The organism is Solibacillus sp. FSL R5-0691, from assembly GCF_037974225.1.
GTDB lineage: Bacteria > Bacillota > Bacilli > Bacillales_A > Planococcaceae > Solibacillus.
In genome coordinates, this window is record NZ_CP150231.1 from 2,706,702 (window position 1) to 2,722,752 (window position 16,051).

The 16,051-nt window shown below is 41.2% G+C and carries 13 protein-coding genes; 3 read left to right on the top strand and 10 right to left on the bottom strand.

Translation table 11 applies throughout. The annotated features are described in order from the left end of the window. Window positions 1–176 precede the first annotated feature (176 nt). Genes lhgO through MKY51_RS13700 form a run of 6 tightly spaced genes read right to left on the bottom strand, consistent with a single transcriptional unit; the run spans window position 177 to window position 7,862 of the window. Entirely contained in the window at window positions 177–1,382 is a 1,206-nt protein-coding gene (gene lhgO, locus MKY51_RS13675; RefSeq protein WP_339172961.1) for an L-2-hydroxyglutarate oxidase, read from the bottom strand. Window positions 1,383–1,394: 12 nt separating this feature from the next. After that, window positions 1,395–2,684, bottom strand: a complete 1,290-nt coding sequence (locus MKY51_RS13680; RefSeq protein WP_339172963.1) for a (Fe-S)-binding protein — start codon at window positions 2,682–2,684, stop codon at window positions 1,395–1,397. After that, the gene (locus MKY51_RS13685; protein ID WP_339172964.1) at window positions 2,677–4,083 is read right to left on the bottom strand and encodes an FAD-linked oxidase C-terminal domain-containing protein; all 1,407 of its coding nucleotides are present in this window, start codon (window positions 4,081–4,083) and stop codon (window positions 2,677–2,679) included. Before MKY51_RS13685 ends, MKY51_RS13680 begins: the two co-directional genes overlap by 8 nt. A gap of 53 nt (window positions 4,084–4,136) precedes the next feature. Further along, complete coding sequence (locus tag MKY51_RS13690) at window positions 4,137–4,838, bottom strand: FadR/GntR family transcriptional regulator (RefSeq protein ID WP_339172967.1); 702 nt, start codon at window positions 4,836–4,838, stop codon at window positions 4,137–4,139. Window positions 4,839–4,848: 10 nt separating this feature from the next. Beyond that, on the bottom strand, window positions 4,849–6,834 hold the full coding sequence (locus MKY51_RS13695) for a TRAP transporter permease (protein WP_339172970.1): 1,986 nt from the start codon (window positions 6,832–6,834) through the stop codon (window positions 4,849–4,851). A 23-nt stretch (window positions 6,835–6,857) separates the two neighbouring features. Beyond that, a complete protein-coding gene (locus tag MKY51_RS13700) occupies window positions 6,858–7,862 on the bottom strand; it encodes a TAXI family TRAP transporter solute-binding subunit (protein ID WP_339172972.1) in 1,005 nt (334 codons plus the stop codon). Between the two features lie 247 nt (window positions 7,863–8,109). Between MKY51_RS13700 and MKY51_RS13705 the strand changes: the two genes are divergently transcribed. From MKY51_RS13705 to MKY51_RS13715, 3 genes are read left to right on the top strand one after another with little or no spacing between them, the layout of a single operon-like run. Further along, window positions 8,110–8,493 (top strand): MerR family transcriptional regulator, encoded by a 384-nt coding sequence (locus MKY51_RS13705; protein ID WP_339172974.1) that lies wholly within the window; start codon window positions 8,110–8,112, stop codon window positions 8,491–8,493. Further along, window positions 8,490–10,004, top strand: coding sequence for an AMP-binding protein (locus MKY51_RS13710; RefSeq protein WP_339172976.1), 1,515 nt, complete (start codon window positions 8,490–8,492; stop codon window positions 10,002–10,004). Before MKY51_RS13705 ends, MKY51_RS13710 begins: the two co-directional genes overlap by 4 nt. Beyond that, window positions 9,985–11,631 carry an acyl-CoA dehydrogenase family protein gene (locus tag MKY51_RS13715; RefSeq protein WP_339172978.1) on the top strand — a complete coding sequence of 549 codons (1,647 nt, stop codon included), beginning with the start codon at window positions 9,985–9,987 and terminating at the stop codon, window positions 11,629–11,631. Before MKY51_RS13710 ends, MKY51_RS13715 begins: the two co-directional genes overlap by 20 nt. Window positions 11,632–12,129: 498 nt before the next feature. On the opposite strand, the gene MKY51_RS13720 is transcribed toward MKY51_RS13715, so the two are convergent. The 4 genes from MKY51_RS13720 to MKY51_RS13735 all read right to left on the bottom strand — a co-directional run bounded on the left by MKY51_RS13720 (window position 12,130) and on the right by MKY51_RS13735 (window position 16,039). Further along, complete coding sequence (locus MKY51_RS13720) at window positions 12,130–12,480, bottom strand: hypothetical protein (RefSeq protein WP_339172981.1); 351 nt, start codon at window positions 12,478–12,480, stop codon at window positions 12,130–12,132. A gap of 83 nt (window positions 12,481–12,563) precedes the next feature. After that, window positions 12,564–14,210: a M20/M25/M40 family metallo-hydrolase gene (locus MKY51_RS13725; protein WP_339172983.1), complete on the bottom strand. Its 1,647-nt coding sequence runs from the start codon at window positions 14,208–14,210 to the stop codon at window positions 12,564–12,566. A 183-nt stretch (window positions 14,211–14,393) separates the two neighbouring features. Next, window positions 14,394–14,621, bottom strand: coding sequence for a hypothetical protein (locus MKY51_RS13730; RefSeq protein ID WP_339172985.1), 228 nt, complete (start codon window positions 14,619–14,621; stop codon window positions 14,394–14,396). A 254-nt stretch (window positions 14,622–14,875) separates the two neighbouring features. Continuing rightward, window positions 14,876–16,039: a hypothetical protein gene (locus tag MKY51_RS13735; RefSeq protein WP_339172986.1), complete on the bottom strand. Its 1,164-nt coding sequence runs from the start codon at window positions 16,037–16,039 to the stop codon at window positions 14,876–14,878. Window positions 16,040–16,051 lie beyond the last annotated feature (12 nt).

The following is a 16,051-nucleotide window of genomic DNA, read 5'->3' on the forward strand; positions in this document are numbered from 1 at the left end:
ATTTAATTGATAACAATTATCATTTTCACTAATTAGATAATAAAACTAAATGATAATAATTGTCAATAAGATTATGGCGAAAATGCGTATTATTTTATATATAGTTATGCCATTTTCTAAACAAATAAAAAATACCGAAAGCTTTTTTTAATTTAAGCCTCCGGTATTTTATCTTTTTATGAATAAACCGTTTCGAATTTCTTCTCAAATCTTGCAACAATTTCCTTGCCGATTTCCAGAGATGCAGTTGCTGCCGGCGAAGGGGCATTTAGCACATGAATGCTGCGTTTACCCGGGATGAAATAAAAGTCATCAACCATCGAACCATCACTCTTTAACGCTTGGGCCCGCACTCCCGCTCCACCAGGTTCTAAATCATCTGCTTGAATTTCCGGAATAAGCTTTTGCAAACTTTTTACGAATAATCCTTTGCTGTATGAACGGGCCATCTCATTCAGCCCTTCTTTCATGTTCTTTCCGGCTAACTTCCAAAAACCTTTGTAAGTTAATGTTTCAGCAATATCAAATAAGTTTATATCTGTTTTTTTATAGCCTTCCCGTTTAAAACTTAGAACAGCATTCGGACCAGCTTCGACTTCTCCGCCAATCATGCGCGTATAATGCACACCTAAAAACGGAAAGTCCGGGTTTGGTACAGGATAGATTAAATGATTGACTAAACTGCGGCTGCTTTCTTTGAGCTTATAGTATTCGCCACGGAAAGGGACAATTTTTAAATCCGCAGAATATCCCGTCATTTTTGCGATGCGGTCGCTTTGCAGTCCTGCACAGTTAATCATTACTTTTGCTTCGACCGTACCTTTAGACGTTTCGATTGTCACACCATTATTGTGTTCATCAATTGATTTTACTTCTACCCCACAACGAATTTCGCCACCGTTTTCTTCTATTAACTCCCGTATCTTCTCCGAGACTTGCTGGTAGTTTACTATCCCCGCCTGCGGAACACGAATCGCTGCAAGACCCGCTACATGCGGTTCAATTTCTTTCAGTTGCTCTGCATTCAGCATTTCAATTTCAAGCTCGTTTTGTAAACCGCGCTCGTATAAGTCTTTTAATAACGGCAGTTCGTGTTGCTCTGTTGCCACGATGACTTTCCCGCAAATGTCATATTCAATGCCATGTTCTTCACAAAAGGCTACCATCGACTGACTTCCTTGCTTAGCAAAACGGGCCTTAAAGCTACCAGGTTTATAATAAATGCCGGAATGGATCACACCACTATTATTGCCGGTTTGATGCTTCGACACCGAATTCTCCTTTTCCAAAATGACTACTTTTTTATCCGGGAAGCGTTCTGTTAAAGCTAGTCCAACAGATAAACCAACAATCCCCCCACCAATAATAACTACTTCTAACATCTATTTTCCCCCTTACGCTTCTATCCCGCATGCTTCAGCTAACAACTCGACAAGATGCACAACTCGAACCGTTTCAGCCAATCCTTCACGCTCTACCCCTAACTTCATTTGTAAATGGCATCCTGGGTTTGTCGTCACTATTACATTTGGTCGTTGTTGCAATAACTTCACATGCTTCATTTTTTCATCTAGTATTTTCATTGAATGGTTATAACGAATGATGTTATATATTCCTGCAGATCCGCAACACATATGGGCTTCCGGCAATGGCATCAGCTCAATGCCCGGAATACTGTTGATCATATGAAGTGGTTCATTTACACGTTTTTGTACATTTGTCATATGACAAGACGGCTGGTAAGTAACGACATATGGCAAATCGTTTTTAAAGGGCAGTGATAGCTGACTTAAAATAACGCTAATATCTACAGACTTTGCGGAAAAATTGATCGCACGCTTTACCCAATCTGCTTCACCTGCTAATAATTGCGGGTATTCTCCTAACATAGCGCCACAACCACCGATGCTATTTACTACGTAATCAAACTCATATTGTTCAAATGCTTCAATATTTCTCTTCGCCAATTGACGCGTTTTATCGGATAAACCACTATGTTGATGAAGCGCTCCACAGCAGCCTTGTTCTTTAATAACGGTCACTTCACAACCCGCTTGCTGCAATAGTTTCATGCTCAGTGTGTTGATCGATGAAAACATCGTATCCATAATACAGCCTACAAAAAAACCTACTTTAAATACCGGTTTTTGATTTTGTACCGGATAATGCATTTTTCTTTTATTTCGCTTCATCGGTCCTTCAACAGTTGGTAAAATCGTTTCAAATGAATGCAGATTTTCCGGCAATATATTTAGTGCATTTGTTTTGTGCATAACTTTTTGCAGACCTGTTTTTTGGTAGATCGCTAAGCCGGTACCAAGTACTTTTTGAACATTTTTATTCGGTACAACTTGGTTGAATAATAGCGACTTTACCGTTTTCATCCGACTTTTCATTTGTTGTTCTTTATGAACCGTCAATACTTCGACCGCCGACTCCAGAATTTTTCCGTATTCTACGTTTGTTGGGCAGGCTGTTTCACATGCACGGCAACCTAGACATAAATCAATCGCCTCAGAAATTTCGTCATACGTGATTTTCCCTTCGGCAGCCATTTTCACAAGATTTATACGACCGCGTGGTGAATGGGTTTCTTTTTGGAATGTTACATACGTTGGGCACGTTGGCAGACAATAGCCACATTGAACACAGCTCAGTGTCTCTTGATATGCTAGTTCAGTCATTCGTTAACACAAACCTTTGATTGGGCTCAGGGAATATTTTTCCCGGGTTTAATATATCGTTCGGATCCCAAGCCTGTTTAATGCGTTTCATCATATCTACCCCGACTGCCCCTAGCTCCATTTCCATAAATGGTGCTTTTAACGTACCGATTCCATGTTCGCCTGATAACGTACCGCCAAGTTCTATAGCTGTACGGAAAATTTCTTCTACTGCTTTTTCTACACGTCGCATTTCTTCCGCATCGCGTTCGTCCGCAATAATATTCGGATGTAAATTTCCATCACCTGCATGACCGAACACGACAAGGTCGACATTATATTTTTCACGTATTTCCTTTAAACGTTGAAACATCTCCGGAATTTTGCTGCGCGGAACGGTTGCATCTTCAGAAATCTTCGTCGGTTTTAGCCGGACAATTGCCGGTGATACAAGTTTCCTCGCTTGCCATAGCTGTGCCGCTTCTTCTTTTGTTTGCGCAATTTGAACTGCACGGGCATTTTCTTTAATACAAACATCATTCACTCGTTTAATTTCATCTTTAATCGCTTCTGGATGACCGTCTAATTCAATTAAAATTAACGCATCAATATTGGTCGGTAATCCGGATGGTCGATACGCTTCAACTGCTTCAACCGAGGCTCTGTCCATAATCTCAAGTTTTGCGGGAATAATTCCGGCACTTAAAATATTGGAGATAGCGCGTCCTGCATCGACAATATCATCAAACTGAGCCATTAATGTTTCCGTTGCTTGCGGCTTTGGATATAAACGTAAAATGGCCTCTGTAATGACTCCTAATGTTCCTTCAGAGCCGACAATGAGCTTCGTTAAATCATAGCCGGTTACGTTCTTCATCGTTTTCCCACCCGTTCGAATGACATCGCCTTCAGGAGTGACAACTTCCAAGCCGATAACGTAATCCTTTGTTACACCATATTTCAACCCTTTTGGTCCCCCTGAATTTTCAGCGAGGTTCCCTCCGATTGTCGCGATATTCATACTGCTCGGATCAGGAGGGTAAATAAGACCTTGTCGCAGTGCGGCATCGTTAATCGCCTGTGCTGTAACCCCTGGTGATACTATCGCCAACATATTTTCCCCGTCAATTTCTAATTTCGAAGTCCATTGAGAGAGATCAAGCACAATTCCCCCACGAACAGGCAAAGGTCCGCCGCTTAAGCTTGTCCCTTGCCCGCGTGGATAAACGGGAATCTTATGTGTATTTGCCAGCTTTATAACAGAGGCTACTTCTTCTGTTGATAAAGGCTGGACAACGAATTCAGGCATATACGATCCAAAGGAAGCATCGTAAGAATAACTAACTAAATCCGCCTTTTCTGTAAGAATGCGTGCATCATCTCGAATGCACTGATATAAAAGCTGTTGGATTTGTTCCATATCGTTCCCCCATTGTCCTACCTACTGACCATGAAGAGAACGTAATTTTGACGTTACTCTTCTGGTAAGTTAAGAATTTTTTGACGTGCATTGCTTAAATGTTCACGCATCGCCTGTCTTGCCCCTTCACAGTCCTTTTCTGCAATCGCCTGAGCAATTAACATATGCTCTTTGGCTACTTCTTGACGTTTCTTATCCCAACCTAAATTGTGAGATAGCGAAAACTTTAAAGCACGTAGATGCAGATCACTTAAGTTACTGATCGTTTCTGAAATAAAATCATTTTTACTCGCCTTCATTATGAATTGATGGAACTGATAATCTTCTTCATGACCAATCGCCTGATTGTCTTCCATTAAATGCTGGAAGTGCTTTACCAGATTTTGAATTTCGATCAGCTCTTCTTCTGTTCGTCTTTCAGCAGCAAGTGCAGCCGCCTCACATTCAACAATGATTCGAAACTCCAGTAAATCGAGCACTTGTTGTTTGGTAATAAGCTGGAATCGAACCGGATCAAGTAATTGTGCCAAAGACACTTCTTTTACTAAACTTCTTCCACCTTGTCTACTTTCAATAGCACCGGCAACTTCGAGTACTTTCAATGCTTCTCGAATGGGTGCTCTACTTACACCAAAGCGAGTTGCCAACGCATTTTCAGTCGGTAATATTGTATTTTTCTGTAATTCACCAGTACGCATCATTTCAATTAAAAAATCTAAAACTTGATCTGCGACTTTTCTACGTTCTACTTGCATAAGAAAACTCCTATCTTTCAACAGATAAATTATTCACTTCGGCATTTGCCTTTTTCCCGCGTGGAATATGAATTCCTAACACTAGTATAATGAGTGCCAGTCCAATGGCACTTGAAATTAATTCCGGGATAATAAGAAGAATCGATGCAACCCCCATTAACAACCGTTCCATCATATTCATACCTGTTGTAAAGAAATTAAATACAGCTGTCGCCAATGCAAAAACACCTAAAATGGATGTTGTAAAGGCAAAGGCAATTTGTAATATGGCATCAAGCCCTGCCGCATCGGTTTGCATGACAAGCGCCGGGTTATAGACGATCATGAACGGCAACAGGAATCCGGGTAAACAAAGTTTTACCGCCGTCCAGGATGTCTGCATCGCATCGGCTCTCGCTATCCCCGCTGCTGTATAGGATGCCAATGCTACAGGCGGTGTAATGTTTGAAAGTGCACCGAACCAGAATACAAAGAAATGTGCTGCAACCGGATTAACTCCAGCTTCGATCAGGGCTGGTGCAGCTGCCACCGCTACGACAATATATAAAGCCGTTGATGGTAAGCCCATACTTAGTACAATACTTGTAATCATAACGAGGACTAAAATAATCGCTAAATTATTCCCTGAGATTTGAATAATGTTGTACGCAAGCGTTGAACCTAAACCAGTCATCGTGATGACAGCGATGATGATACCTACTGTCGCACAGGCAACGGCTACTTGGATCGCACCTCGTGCACCCTCAATTAAAGCGTTGACAGTTGCTTTAATACCAATACGGAATTCTTTGTCTTTCGTTAACCAGCTTGCTGCAATACAGGCGAAAATTCCTGAGAAACCGGCTAATAATGCAGTGAAGCCCATCATTAGAGTTCCGATAACAATCAAAATCGGTAAAATTAGTACACCGCGCGCTTTAATAACTTCTATAACATTCGGTATATTATCTTTACTAATTCCTTTTAACCCTTGCTTTTTCGCTTCTAGATCAATCGCAATGATCAGTGCTGCGTAGTAAAGAACGGCCGGTATAATTGCTGCCAAAACAATGACGTTGTACCCTACCCCTAAGAAACCAGCCATAATGAATGCAGCCGCACCCATAATAGGTGGCATGATCATACCGCCTGTAGAGGCAGTCGCCTCAACCGCTGCGGCAAAGCGTGGTTTTAAACCGATGCTCTTCATCAATGGAATTGTAAATGTACCCGTTGTGGCAACATTCGCTACAGCCGATCCGCTTAACATACCTGTTAATGATGAAGACAATACAGCTACTTGTGCAGGCCCGCCTCGTCGTTGGCCGGCTATCGATAATGCCAAGTCATTAAACAGACGTGTGGCTCCACTCGCATTTAAAAAAGCACCGAATAAAATGAAGATGACGATATAAGTTGTTGCAATCGAGAAGGTCATTCCGAATATCCCTTCAGTTGTCATGTACAAGCGGTATAGTAAGCGTTCGAAGCTAAATCCTGCATGTCCAAACATTCCCGGGAACCATGGACCAAAAAGTGCAAAGAATAAAGCGATTGCCGACAAAATCGGAATAAATAATCCAATCGTGCGCCGTGAAACTTCAAGTAATACGGCAATGGTAATGAATGCAAACACATAATCGATAAGTGTTGGCTCTGAGAATTTCACATTATGAATAGTTGAGTAATTTAATAGAATGTAAGCGCCCCCGGCAAATCCGAATGCCGCCCATATATAATCTGCAACTGTTATTTTCGTTTTACTCGATTTTTTAGTTGCCGGATACAGGAAAAAAGTCAGGACTAAAATAAATGTCAGGAAGATTGCATTACGGTAGATTTCCTGGATATTCATCAAACTGTTTACGTATACCGAGAAAAACGCCAGTGCAAATAACAGTACCGAAATAATAAAACCTGTCTTACCGGTAAATGTACGTGTTGCTCCACCAGCTTCTTTATCGTTTTCCAGTGTCTTTGCTACATCAAGTTCTTTTGCTTTTTTCTTAAAAATCATCATTACACCCCCATAATGGATTCTTATTGTTGACCTTCAGCTGCTTCAGGTGGAATTAAATTTTCCGGTATGTCCAAACCAGCTTCCACAAAATATTTGTATGCCCCGATATGAAGCGGTGTCGGAAGACCATTTAGTGCTGAATCTAATTGAATTTCTTTCGCAGAATTGTGAATTTGATGTACTTTGTCCAAGTTTTCATAGATCGCCTTCGTTAACTTATAAACTAGCTCTTCATCCATTTCTGCTGTTGTTGCTAAAAAGTTCGGCTGTGCTATTGTGTTAATTTCTTTATCGATTCCTGTATATGTACCTGCCGGAATCACAAAACGGAACCATGTATTAAAAATACTGTTAATGCTATCAAGCTGTTCATCTGTAACATCAAGCACAGAAGCTTTCACACCTGATGCAGCCATATCCATAATGGATGAAACCGGTACACCTGCAGGTAAAGAACCTCCGTCTAAACGCCCGTCCCGCATTGCTGAAATCGTATCATCGTACCCTAAATATTCAGGTGTGATGTCTTTTTTCGTTAAGCCGAGTCCTTCCATAATTACAAGTGTTGACTGCTCCGTTCCCGATGCTTGCGGACCTACTGAAAATGATTTCTGATCGATATCTGAAATCGTTCCTGTCTCAATCTCATTATTCATCAATACAAAGTGTTCAACGTTTGACCAGAGCATGGAAATTGAACGTAAATCTTTATAAGGTCGCCCTTCAAAGTTTCCTCCACGCCCTTCATATGCCTGTGCACCTATTAACCCTTGAAGAATCGCTACTTTTGCTTCCTCATTTTTTAATAGCTGAATATTCTCTACGGACCCTGCTGATGATTGACCTGTCCCCTTAACATTGTCTTCAACTAAAATTTCAGTCCATAGATTTCCTAATCCAACCCCGATTGGATAATAAGTCCCCCCTGCCGATGCCGTTGCGATTGTGATGAATTCACGTCGTTCTATGCACCCGGACAAGATTAATGTTAGCGCTACCAAAAATAATAAAAGTGACTTTTTCATTTCATTCCCCCCGTTTATGAAAAGTTTTAAGCTTGTATGACAAGTTTACAAGTACATTAATAGTTTTACAATATGTAATATTCGGAATTTTAAATTTAATTATTTATTCCTATAGATAAGTAAAATTACATAGAATTATAATTCGCGTTTCTCTCTTCCGGTAAATTTTTTTCTATTTTATTCTTTATTTCTCTTTAAATTGACGTTAACGTAAATGATATACTTTCACCAATGGGGGTGTGTCTTTATGAAATCCATTAAAACAATCGCTAAAGAATATGCACTCACACCGCGAACATTGCGCTACTATGAAGAGCTCGGGATTTTGAAACCGACACGACCTCATAATGGTATGCGCCATTATTCCAAACGGGAGGAGGCCAAGATCAAACTAATTATCCGGGGAAAAAAATATGGGTTTTCAATGGAAGAAATTAAGGAAATGATTTTGCTTTTTGACCTTGATCGTACAGGTATTAAACAGCTGGAGCGGACAATCGAATACGGTCAGCAAAAGATAAAGGAAATTGACCAGAAGATTCAAGAGTTGTATGAAATCCGTCAAGATATTGAAAAAACGGAAGCTATTTTTCAGGAAAAACTAATTCGATTATTGGAGGACCAATCATGAATATTTCTAATCTATTAGCTCGTCATGCAAGAAAGTATCCGAATCAAGTTGCTGTTATTAGTCTCGGTCAGGAAACGACGTATCAACAATTGGATGATCAAGTAAATAAAATCGCCAGCTCGTTGCGTGCAAGCGGAATTGTTAAAGGCGATAAAGTCGGAATTTTCATGCCAAATGTGCAAGAATTCGTCGCGCTTTACTTTGCCATCCAGCGTATCGGTGCTGTCGTTGTACCGATCAATGCCAAGTTTGTCACGCGTGAAATTGAGTATGTGCTCAATCATAGCGATGCGAAGGCGATCTTTGTCCATGAGCTGATTTTCGAACAGGCCGCTACGATTATGTTCAATGGTTTAAAAGTAAAAACAGGTCCTGCTGTCCATGACTGGCAAAGCTTCAATCAATTCCAGGAAGCCGAACCTAATGAAGCTGTATGTTGTGATCTGGTAGAGGACGATGACTCCACATTACTTTATACATCCGGCACAACCGGCAATCCAAAAGGCGTTTTACTGACAAACCGCAATGTACTTGCTGTATCGCATATGATTGCAATTGAAATGGAAGTAAAACCAGAAAGCCGGATGCTCATTATGATGCCGCTTACTCATTCTGCGCCATTGAATTTATTTTTGGTTACGGCCATTTTAGTCGGGGCAACCGCTGTACTCACACCGACGTTTACGCCTGACTTGTTACTAGATACGGTAGAAAAATACAAAACGACGCACTTCTTTGGAGCACCTGTTGCCTACCTTCTAACTGCCGGCTCACCGCGAATCGCAAGTGCGGACCTGTCGTCAATGAAATGGTGGGTGTACGGAGGCGCACCACTTTCTGAAAAAGAAGTCGTATATATTCAGCAGCAGTTTAATACGGACAACTTAGTTTGTGTATATGGTTTAACGGAAGCCGGTCCGAGCGGTTCGATTTTACATGCTGCCGACCACCCTCACAAGGCAGGAAGTATCGGCAAGCGAGCACCATTTGGAACAGAGCTGCGTGTTATTAATGCTTTAAATGAAGATGTGGCACCCGGAGAAATTGGCGAAATTATCTTATATGGTGAAGGTAATATGAAAGAGTACTATAAAAATCCGGAAGAAACGCAAAATATTTTCGTTGATGGCTGGGTACGTTCAGGAGATTTAGCCCGCATTGATGAAGAGGGCTATATTTACATCGTTGACCGTAAAAAAGATGTGATTATTTCCGGTGGTGTGAATATTTATCCGAAAGAAATTGAAGATCAGTTACTGCTGCATGATGCGATTTTTGAAGTAGCGGTGTTCGGCGTACCGCATCCTGAATGGGGCGAAACAGTAAAAGTGGTTTACTGTGCGAAAGTCCCTGTTTCCGAACAGGAAATCCGCGAGCATTTAGAAGGAAAACTTGCCGCGTTTAAAATACCGAAAATCTTTGAGCAAGCTGAAGCACTTCCGCGCAATGCTTCCGGAAAGATATTAAAACAACAGCTAAGAGGTGAAGCAAATGCAAGTGTTAGCCAATAAACGTGAAAAGAGCCAGAACTTTTATGAAACTGATCAAACATTGCATCAGCTACTTCAACAAAAGCTTTCGCCGTCTTTTTATCATTATGCGGATGAAAAGCTGACGGCATTCGGTGCGCTTTGTGCCGGACCGATCGATGCCCGTGCCAAAGTGACGGACCGGGAAGGTGAACCGAGATTGCGCCGCTATAATGCATACGGTGATGAAGTAAGTGAAGTTATTGTAAACGAAGGCTATAAAAAAACGGTTGCCGAAACTTATGCAACAGGGATTGTCGGCTATGTGCACAAAGACATTCCTGAATTAGGTCATAAAGGCAATTATGTATACAGCTTTGCGCAAGGTTATTTACTATCGCAAACTGAGCCAGGTTTTTACTGTCCTGTTACATTGACGATGGCGACGGCTTATTTATTCGAGCACTATGCATCTGAAGAACTGAAGCAGAAGTTTATGCCTCATATTTGTGCAACAGGCGATACGGAATTATTTGAAGGGGCAACGTTTTTAACGGAGCGTCAAGGAGGATCCGATGTCGGAGCGAACGTCGTGGAAGCGCGACTTGAACAAGGTGAATGGCGTTTATACGGCGAAAAGTACTTTGCCTCAAATGCCGGGATGTGCGGTGTTGCGATGGTGCTTGCTCGCCAGACTACTAGTTCCAAACAGGGCTCACGCGGCTTAACTTTGTTTGCTGTACCATGGCGTAACGACGACGGTGAGCTTAATCATATTACGATCCGCCGATTGAAAGATAAGCTTGGTGTAAAAGCGGTCCCATCCGGAGAGGTCGAGTTTAACGGTGCAAAAGCTTATGTCGTCGGGGATCCGTCCAAAGGCATCTACTATATGCTCGAAGCGCTTAACCTATCCCGGATCTGCAATGCCGCAGCTTCTGTCGGCATTATGAAACGCGCACTGGATGAAGCGGTCCATTATACAAACGGGCGTATCGCGTTTGGCCAGACAGTTGCCGAGTTTCCGATGGTGAGGCATTCGTTAGGCGCACTGCACGCAAAATGGCACGCATCGCTTGTCGCGTTGTTCGATTTAGTGTCGCGCTATGATGAAGTTGTCCGCGGGAATGCTTCAGAGGAAGAACAGCAGCTCGTCCGCCTGTTAATTGCGTTAGTGAAAAAGGAAACGGCCGAGTGGGCAATCGAGTTTACGCATGAAGCGATTGAACTTCATGGCGGGAACGGCTATATCGAGGATTTCGTGCTCCCTCGCCTGCTTCGCGATGCGCAAGTATTGACTGTTTGGGAAGGAACTGCGAACATCTTGGCACACGAGCTCATTCGTCTTGTGCAAAAAAATGCGCATAGTACGCTGCTGAATGAATTACAGCAGACGAACCATCCGTATTTACAGCAGCTGGCCTCTGTCGTGGAGCAGCGTTTCGCAGTGTTTGTCACTTTGGATCCGGCCATGCAAACACTGGAGGCGAAACCGCTTATGCAACAGCTTGCCTGTCTATACGAAGCGGTTGTCGCGGTAAAGCATGGCGAAACGGCCGGTGAACGTGAGCAGATGCTGGCGGAAATTTACATCGAGGAACAGTTCGATCAGAAGCCTTTTGGTGATGTGCCGTTAGCGGTGAAAGGGTTTGAGCTGTTGAATAGCTAACGGTAGTTGATTGTTTGAGTTGGGCGCCCGGGGTTGGTTTCCGGGCGTTTTTTTGGGTGGGGGCGGGGTTTGCGCCCGGGGGTGGCCGGATTTTCTAATATATCCGCAGAAGTTCTAATATAAATTTATTTGTTCTAATATATTGCCGATCTTCTAATATAAATGCGGTTTGTTCTAATAAGTGTTTCGGATGTTCAAATAAAGTATGTACTTCTTCTAATATCCTGCCTCAATCTTCGAATAACCCGCTCAAATGTTCTAATAAAATCCAGCCACGGCTTCTTCTCGCCCATTTTACCGGGTAATAAAAGTTCTCCTGCACCTTAAATTTGCGGATCTTCTAATAACGAGCCCAGTTCTTCTAATATCACTTGAATTTCTTCTAATAAACCACTCTATTGTTCTAATAAAATCTCGGCCCGCTTTCTTCCAGCGACCCTACTTCAAAAATAACGGATGCAGACGATCCTAAACCGTCCACACCCGCTACGTTAACCCTTACTTCGCTTCTTCAATTGCTTCCATTAAAGCCGGGAATAGATTTGCATCGTCCGCATCTTCATCTGTTACTTCATTTAAAATTTCAAAGTCATCTGCGTCGATGACAAACAGGCTCATGCCGTCTTTTAAAAATTCATCGGCTTCTACTTCGCCTTCGTAATATTGATACGTTGCTAACACGATGTTTGAACCTTCTTCTTCATCAAAGAAGTAATAAAGCTTTGCCGTGTTGCCGTAAACTTCTTCCAACACATCTTCCAGCGCTTCCGTACCTTTACTCCATTTCACTTCATTATTTACTGTCGCTGCCACGAGCGATTCTAATAATTCATCTACTGTATTTGTCATCATAAGCCTCCAACTCCGCTTTAGTTCGCGGTTAGTATTCCCACTGTATCACAAATTTAACGATAAACGTTAAAGGCAGATTATTAACTGCTCAAGATTTGTTCATTTACCTCATAATGCGCCGCGAATAACTTTGCGATCGTCAAATCAAGGAGATCAACTAATGGTCCAAACGCAAAATCCGCATCGAGTCTTTCTGTCCATTTATGCGGGTCTCTCCCTACCGGACCGATATTCAGGACCGGTACATTCAGCTTTTTCATATCCTCGATCGGCAGCGAGTAGCCTTTATCCCACATCGGCATATTGTTTATAAGCGATTCAATCGAACTGTTTTCATAATGCAACCCTACATAGCTTAAATCCGATATTCCGGCAAAGTAGTTTTGAATGGTAAACTCCATATTATATGTTTCATGCGAGTAGTGCTTCAACTCATTTACAAGATTGCTGATGAGTCTCGTTTTACCTGAACTGATGGCCGGATAAAATGGCGGTGCGAAGAAAATGACAATCACCGGTGCCAGTTCATTACATAATGCAGCTAATTGATCAACGAGGTCAATCGTTCGCTGCCGGTCATCTTTTTCGCTGTCACGGTTTGATAGAAGCTCTTCAACCCGCTCTTCGCCGTACTTCTCCACCGCATATTCGTAAATTTCTTCATACGTCATGACCTTCACTTTTAAAGGTTGCGGTGTAAAATCTGTATGCTGTGAATACTTTGTCGCTTTGCTCATATAGGACTGTTCGATTTCAGTTGCCGCATTGATCGCTTTTTGCTGAAGCATTGATACAACATCTGTCATGCTTCTTTCAAATAAAAATAAATTAAACAAGGTTACAGCCCGGTGCGAAATTTGAGTGGAATACTCCGTTTTCAAGTCACGGTAAATTAAATTCGTTGGTGGCGGTGTCGTTTCTACGCCCACCTTTTCGCAAAAGTCCATATTTAATTCCATTTCAGCTGTGATGACCGATGCCATATAATTCGCATTCAGTCCCCCGAACGGTTCCCCGACATGGGCTTCCTTCCCGTAGCATAAAAAGCCCGGCAATGCTTTTCCGATTGAGCCGGTATAGAAGTAATTATTTAGGTCCCCAGGAAAATTGCTGAACATCGGCTCTGAATTTAAAATCGTCGTATATTCAAGATTATATTTTTCCGCTAGCTGTACAAGTTGTGGAACCGCTGCCCGCATTCCTTCAGAGTTTACTTCTTCATCAGGAACGGTCAATAAAAGAATGTTGCCGTCATATTCTCCGTATGTCGCCTGTTCTACAATGGACATATGCAAAGCAAGCCCGCACTTCATATCCATCGTGCCTCTGCCGAATAACCAGTTTCCGTTGTCTAGATCAACTCGTACTGCTTCCGGCAAGTTATCTTTCACCGAGTAAAATTGTTCAGTCAGCTTCTCAGGATCGAAAGCATATTGTTTCCACTTCCCGTAATCCTGTACATCCACCACATCAAAGTGACTAACTAACACGACTGTCTTTTTCGTAACCGGAGTTTTTTTGACCAATGCGCTAATGAAACTGCGCCCATCACTCAAATATGTTCGATTTAAATGGTCAGGGTATTCTTTGAAATACGCCAGCTCCGACAGTTTACTCACTACAACTTCAGGAAAATCCTTTTCAGCCTGGGAACCCGATACACTTTGCACTTGTACAAGTTCACCTAATAATTGCCTTAACTGCTCTTTACTCTTCCATTTAAACACAACATACCCTCTCCTTTGTCTAGTTCTAGTTGTCTCTCGATGTCGTCTTGTTTTCCTCAGTGTAAATAAATAAGAATATTCAGTCAATAAAATATTTACAGCTATAAAATTGTTGGAGATTGGCGATTAGAAATTTAAAAAACCCGCTACCATAATTGATAGCGGGAAGAGTTTTATTCAAGCTTATTTCTTTTCTTTACCCATTGAATGGAATAATTGAATTGAAGATAATGCGTTAAATGGCATTTCTAAGTTGTTGTTGATGCTTTCTTCGTAAGTTGCTTTTAAGTCTTTTTGTAATACTGCTAATGCTGTGTCTGCAGTCCACTCAGAAACATCTGACCAGTTGCGTGCTACCCATGAAAAAATGAGCTGGTACCGAAACCAATGGAAACGAAAGTCGATCATCAATTGATTAAGTCGATTCCAATTGTAAATCCGAAACTTCCTTGGAATCTCGGCCTCCATACGAGTAAAAAGAAAAACTCTTCCCCTGCTGTTCGTGCTTTCCAAAAGTTTATGGAAGAGAAACTGCCTTATAAGCTGTAACACGAAAAAGACGCTTAATTTTGGGTTGCCGGAGAATTTCCGCACATGCCTCGATTAAGCGTCTTTCTACTATATAACTCTAAAATCTGTTGGTAGCCAAATTCAATGAGTTTCTTTTATTTTGATAGATCATAAAAATTACTTGCCCAAATATAGTAATTTCGTTTCGCATTATCATTTGAAAGTTTTCCTTCATATAGTAATATCCCTTTTTCTATATCGAAAATTTGGAGCATATAATCGGAATCCATTCCATTCATCACATATAATTTCCCATTTTGTGCAGACATACTGTTCTGTTCGTTATTCAAGTTCATCGGTTGTGGTAACATCACTGGATCAAGCCATCGCTGCTGTCCGATATTGTAGCGGTAAATAACCTTTTCTGTATTTGTGGAGTATGCAATAACTAAATAATTATCCTCTACTGCAACGGACTGCATTTTTTGGTCTAAGCCTTCCGGTAGCTGAATAGCTGTCACTTCATTCGTTTCTGTATTCATAGCGTGGAACTGACGTGAAAGCAAATTATATTCCGGGCTATTTAAACCATAAGAATCCACTGAATAAATATAATATTTTTCATGGCCTAAATTAAATTCCGTATTATATGATTGTATACTGGTACTTGTGTTTTCATCATTTCCCACTTCGTCAATCAAGCTTTCGCTCAGCAACTGCTGTTTTTTAAGATCTATAATGACAAGATACAATTGTTCGTTTCCATATTGATCTAATTGTTTTACAAGAAGTTTCAATTCATTGTCTACTACAGTTATATTGCTAAAATAGACCCAATTCAATCTACTTTTCAATTGGGATTGGATTTCAAAAGAACTCTTCGTATCCTTTGCTTTATCCAATATATCAATCTTATAACTATATGTTTCCCCATCTTTTACTTTCCAAGCTTCTTCCGGGTCTTTTACATATACTAGCTTCGTGTCGTCTTCAAAATAATTATTTGCAAGAAGTGCTTTTCCGCGCATAAAGTTTTTATGTTCGTCAATAAGGTTCTGAAATACTAGCGGTCTTTTACTAAAATCAGAAGAATCTTTTAAAATCGTTTCTTCTTTACTAATAAGAGCTGAACTATAACCTCCCCCATACTCAACATTTGCTTCGATGACAAGCGAATCTAAATAACTGTCGTCACCAGAGATATTGTTAAATGTAAATTTAAAATCGTTATTTTTCGCATTTACCACTTGTATATAGTGCACGCTTAACGTTATTACAGTAACCCCCGCAATTAATAGAAATTGCCAATATTTTTTCATGTATTTCCCCTC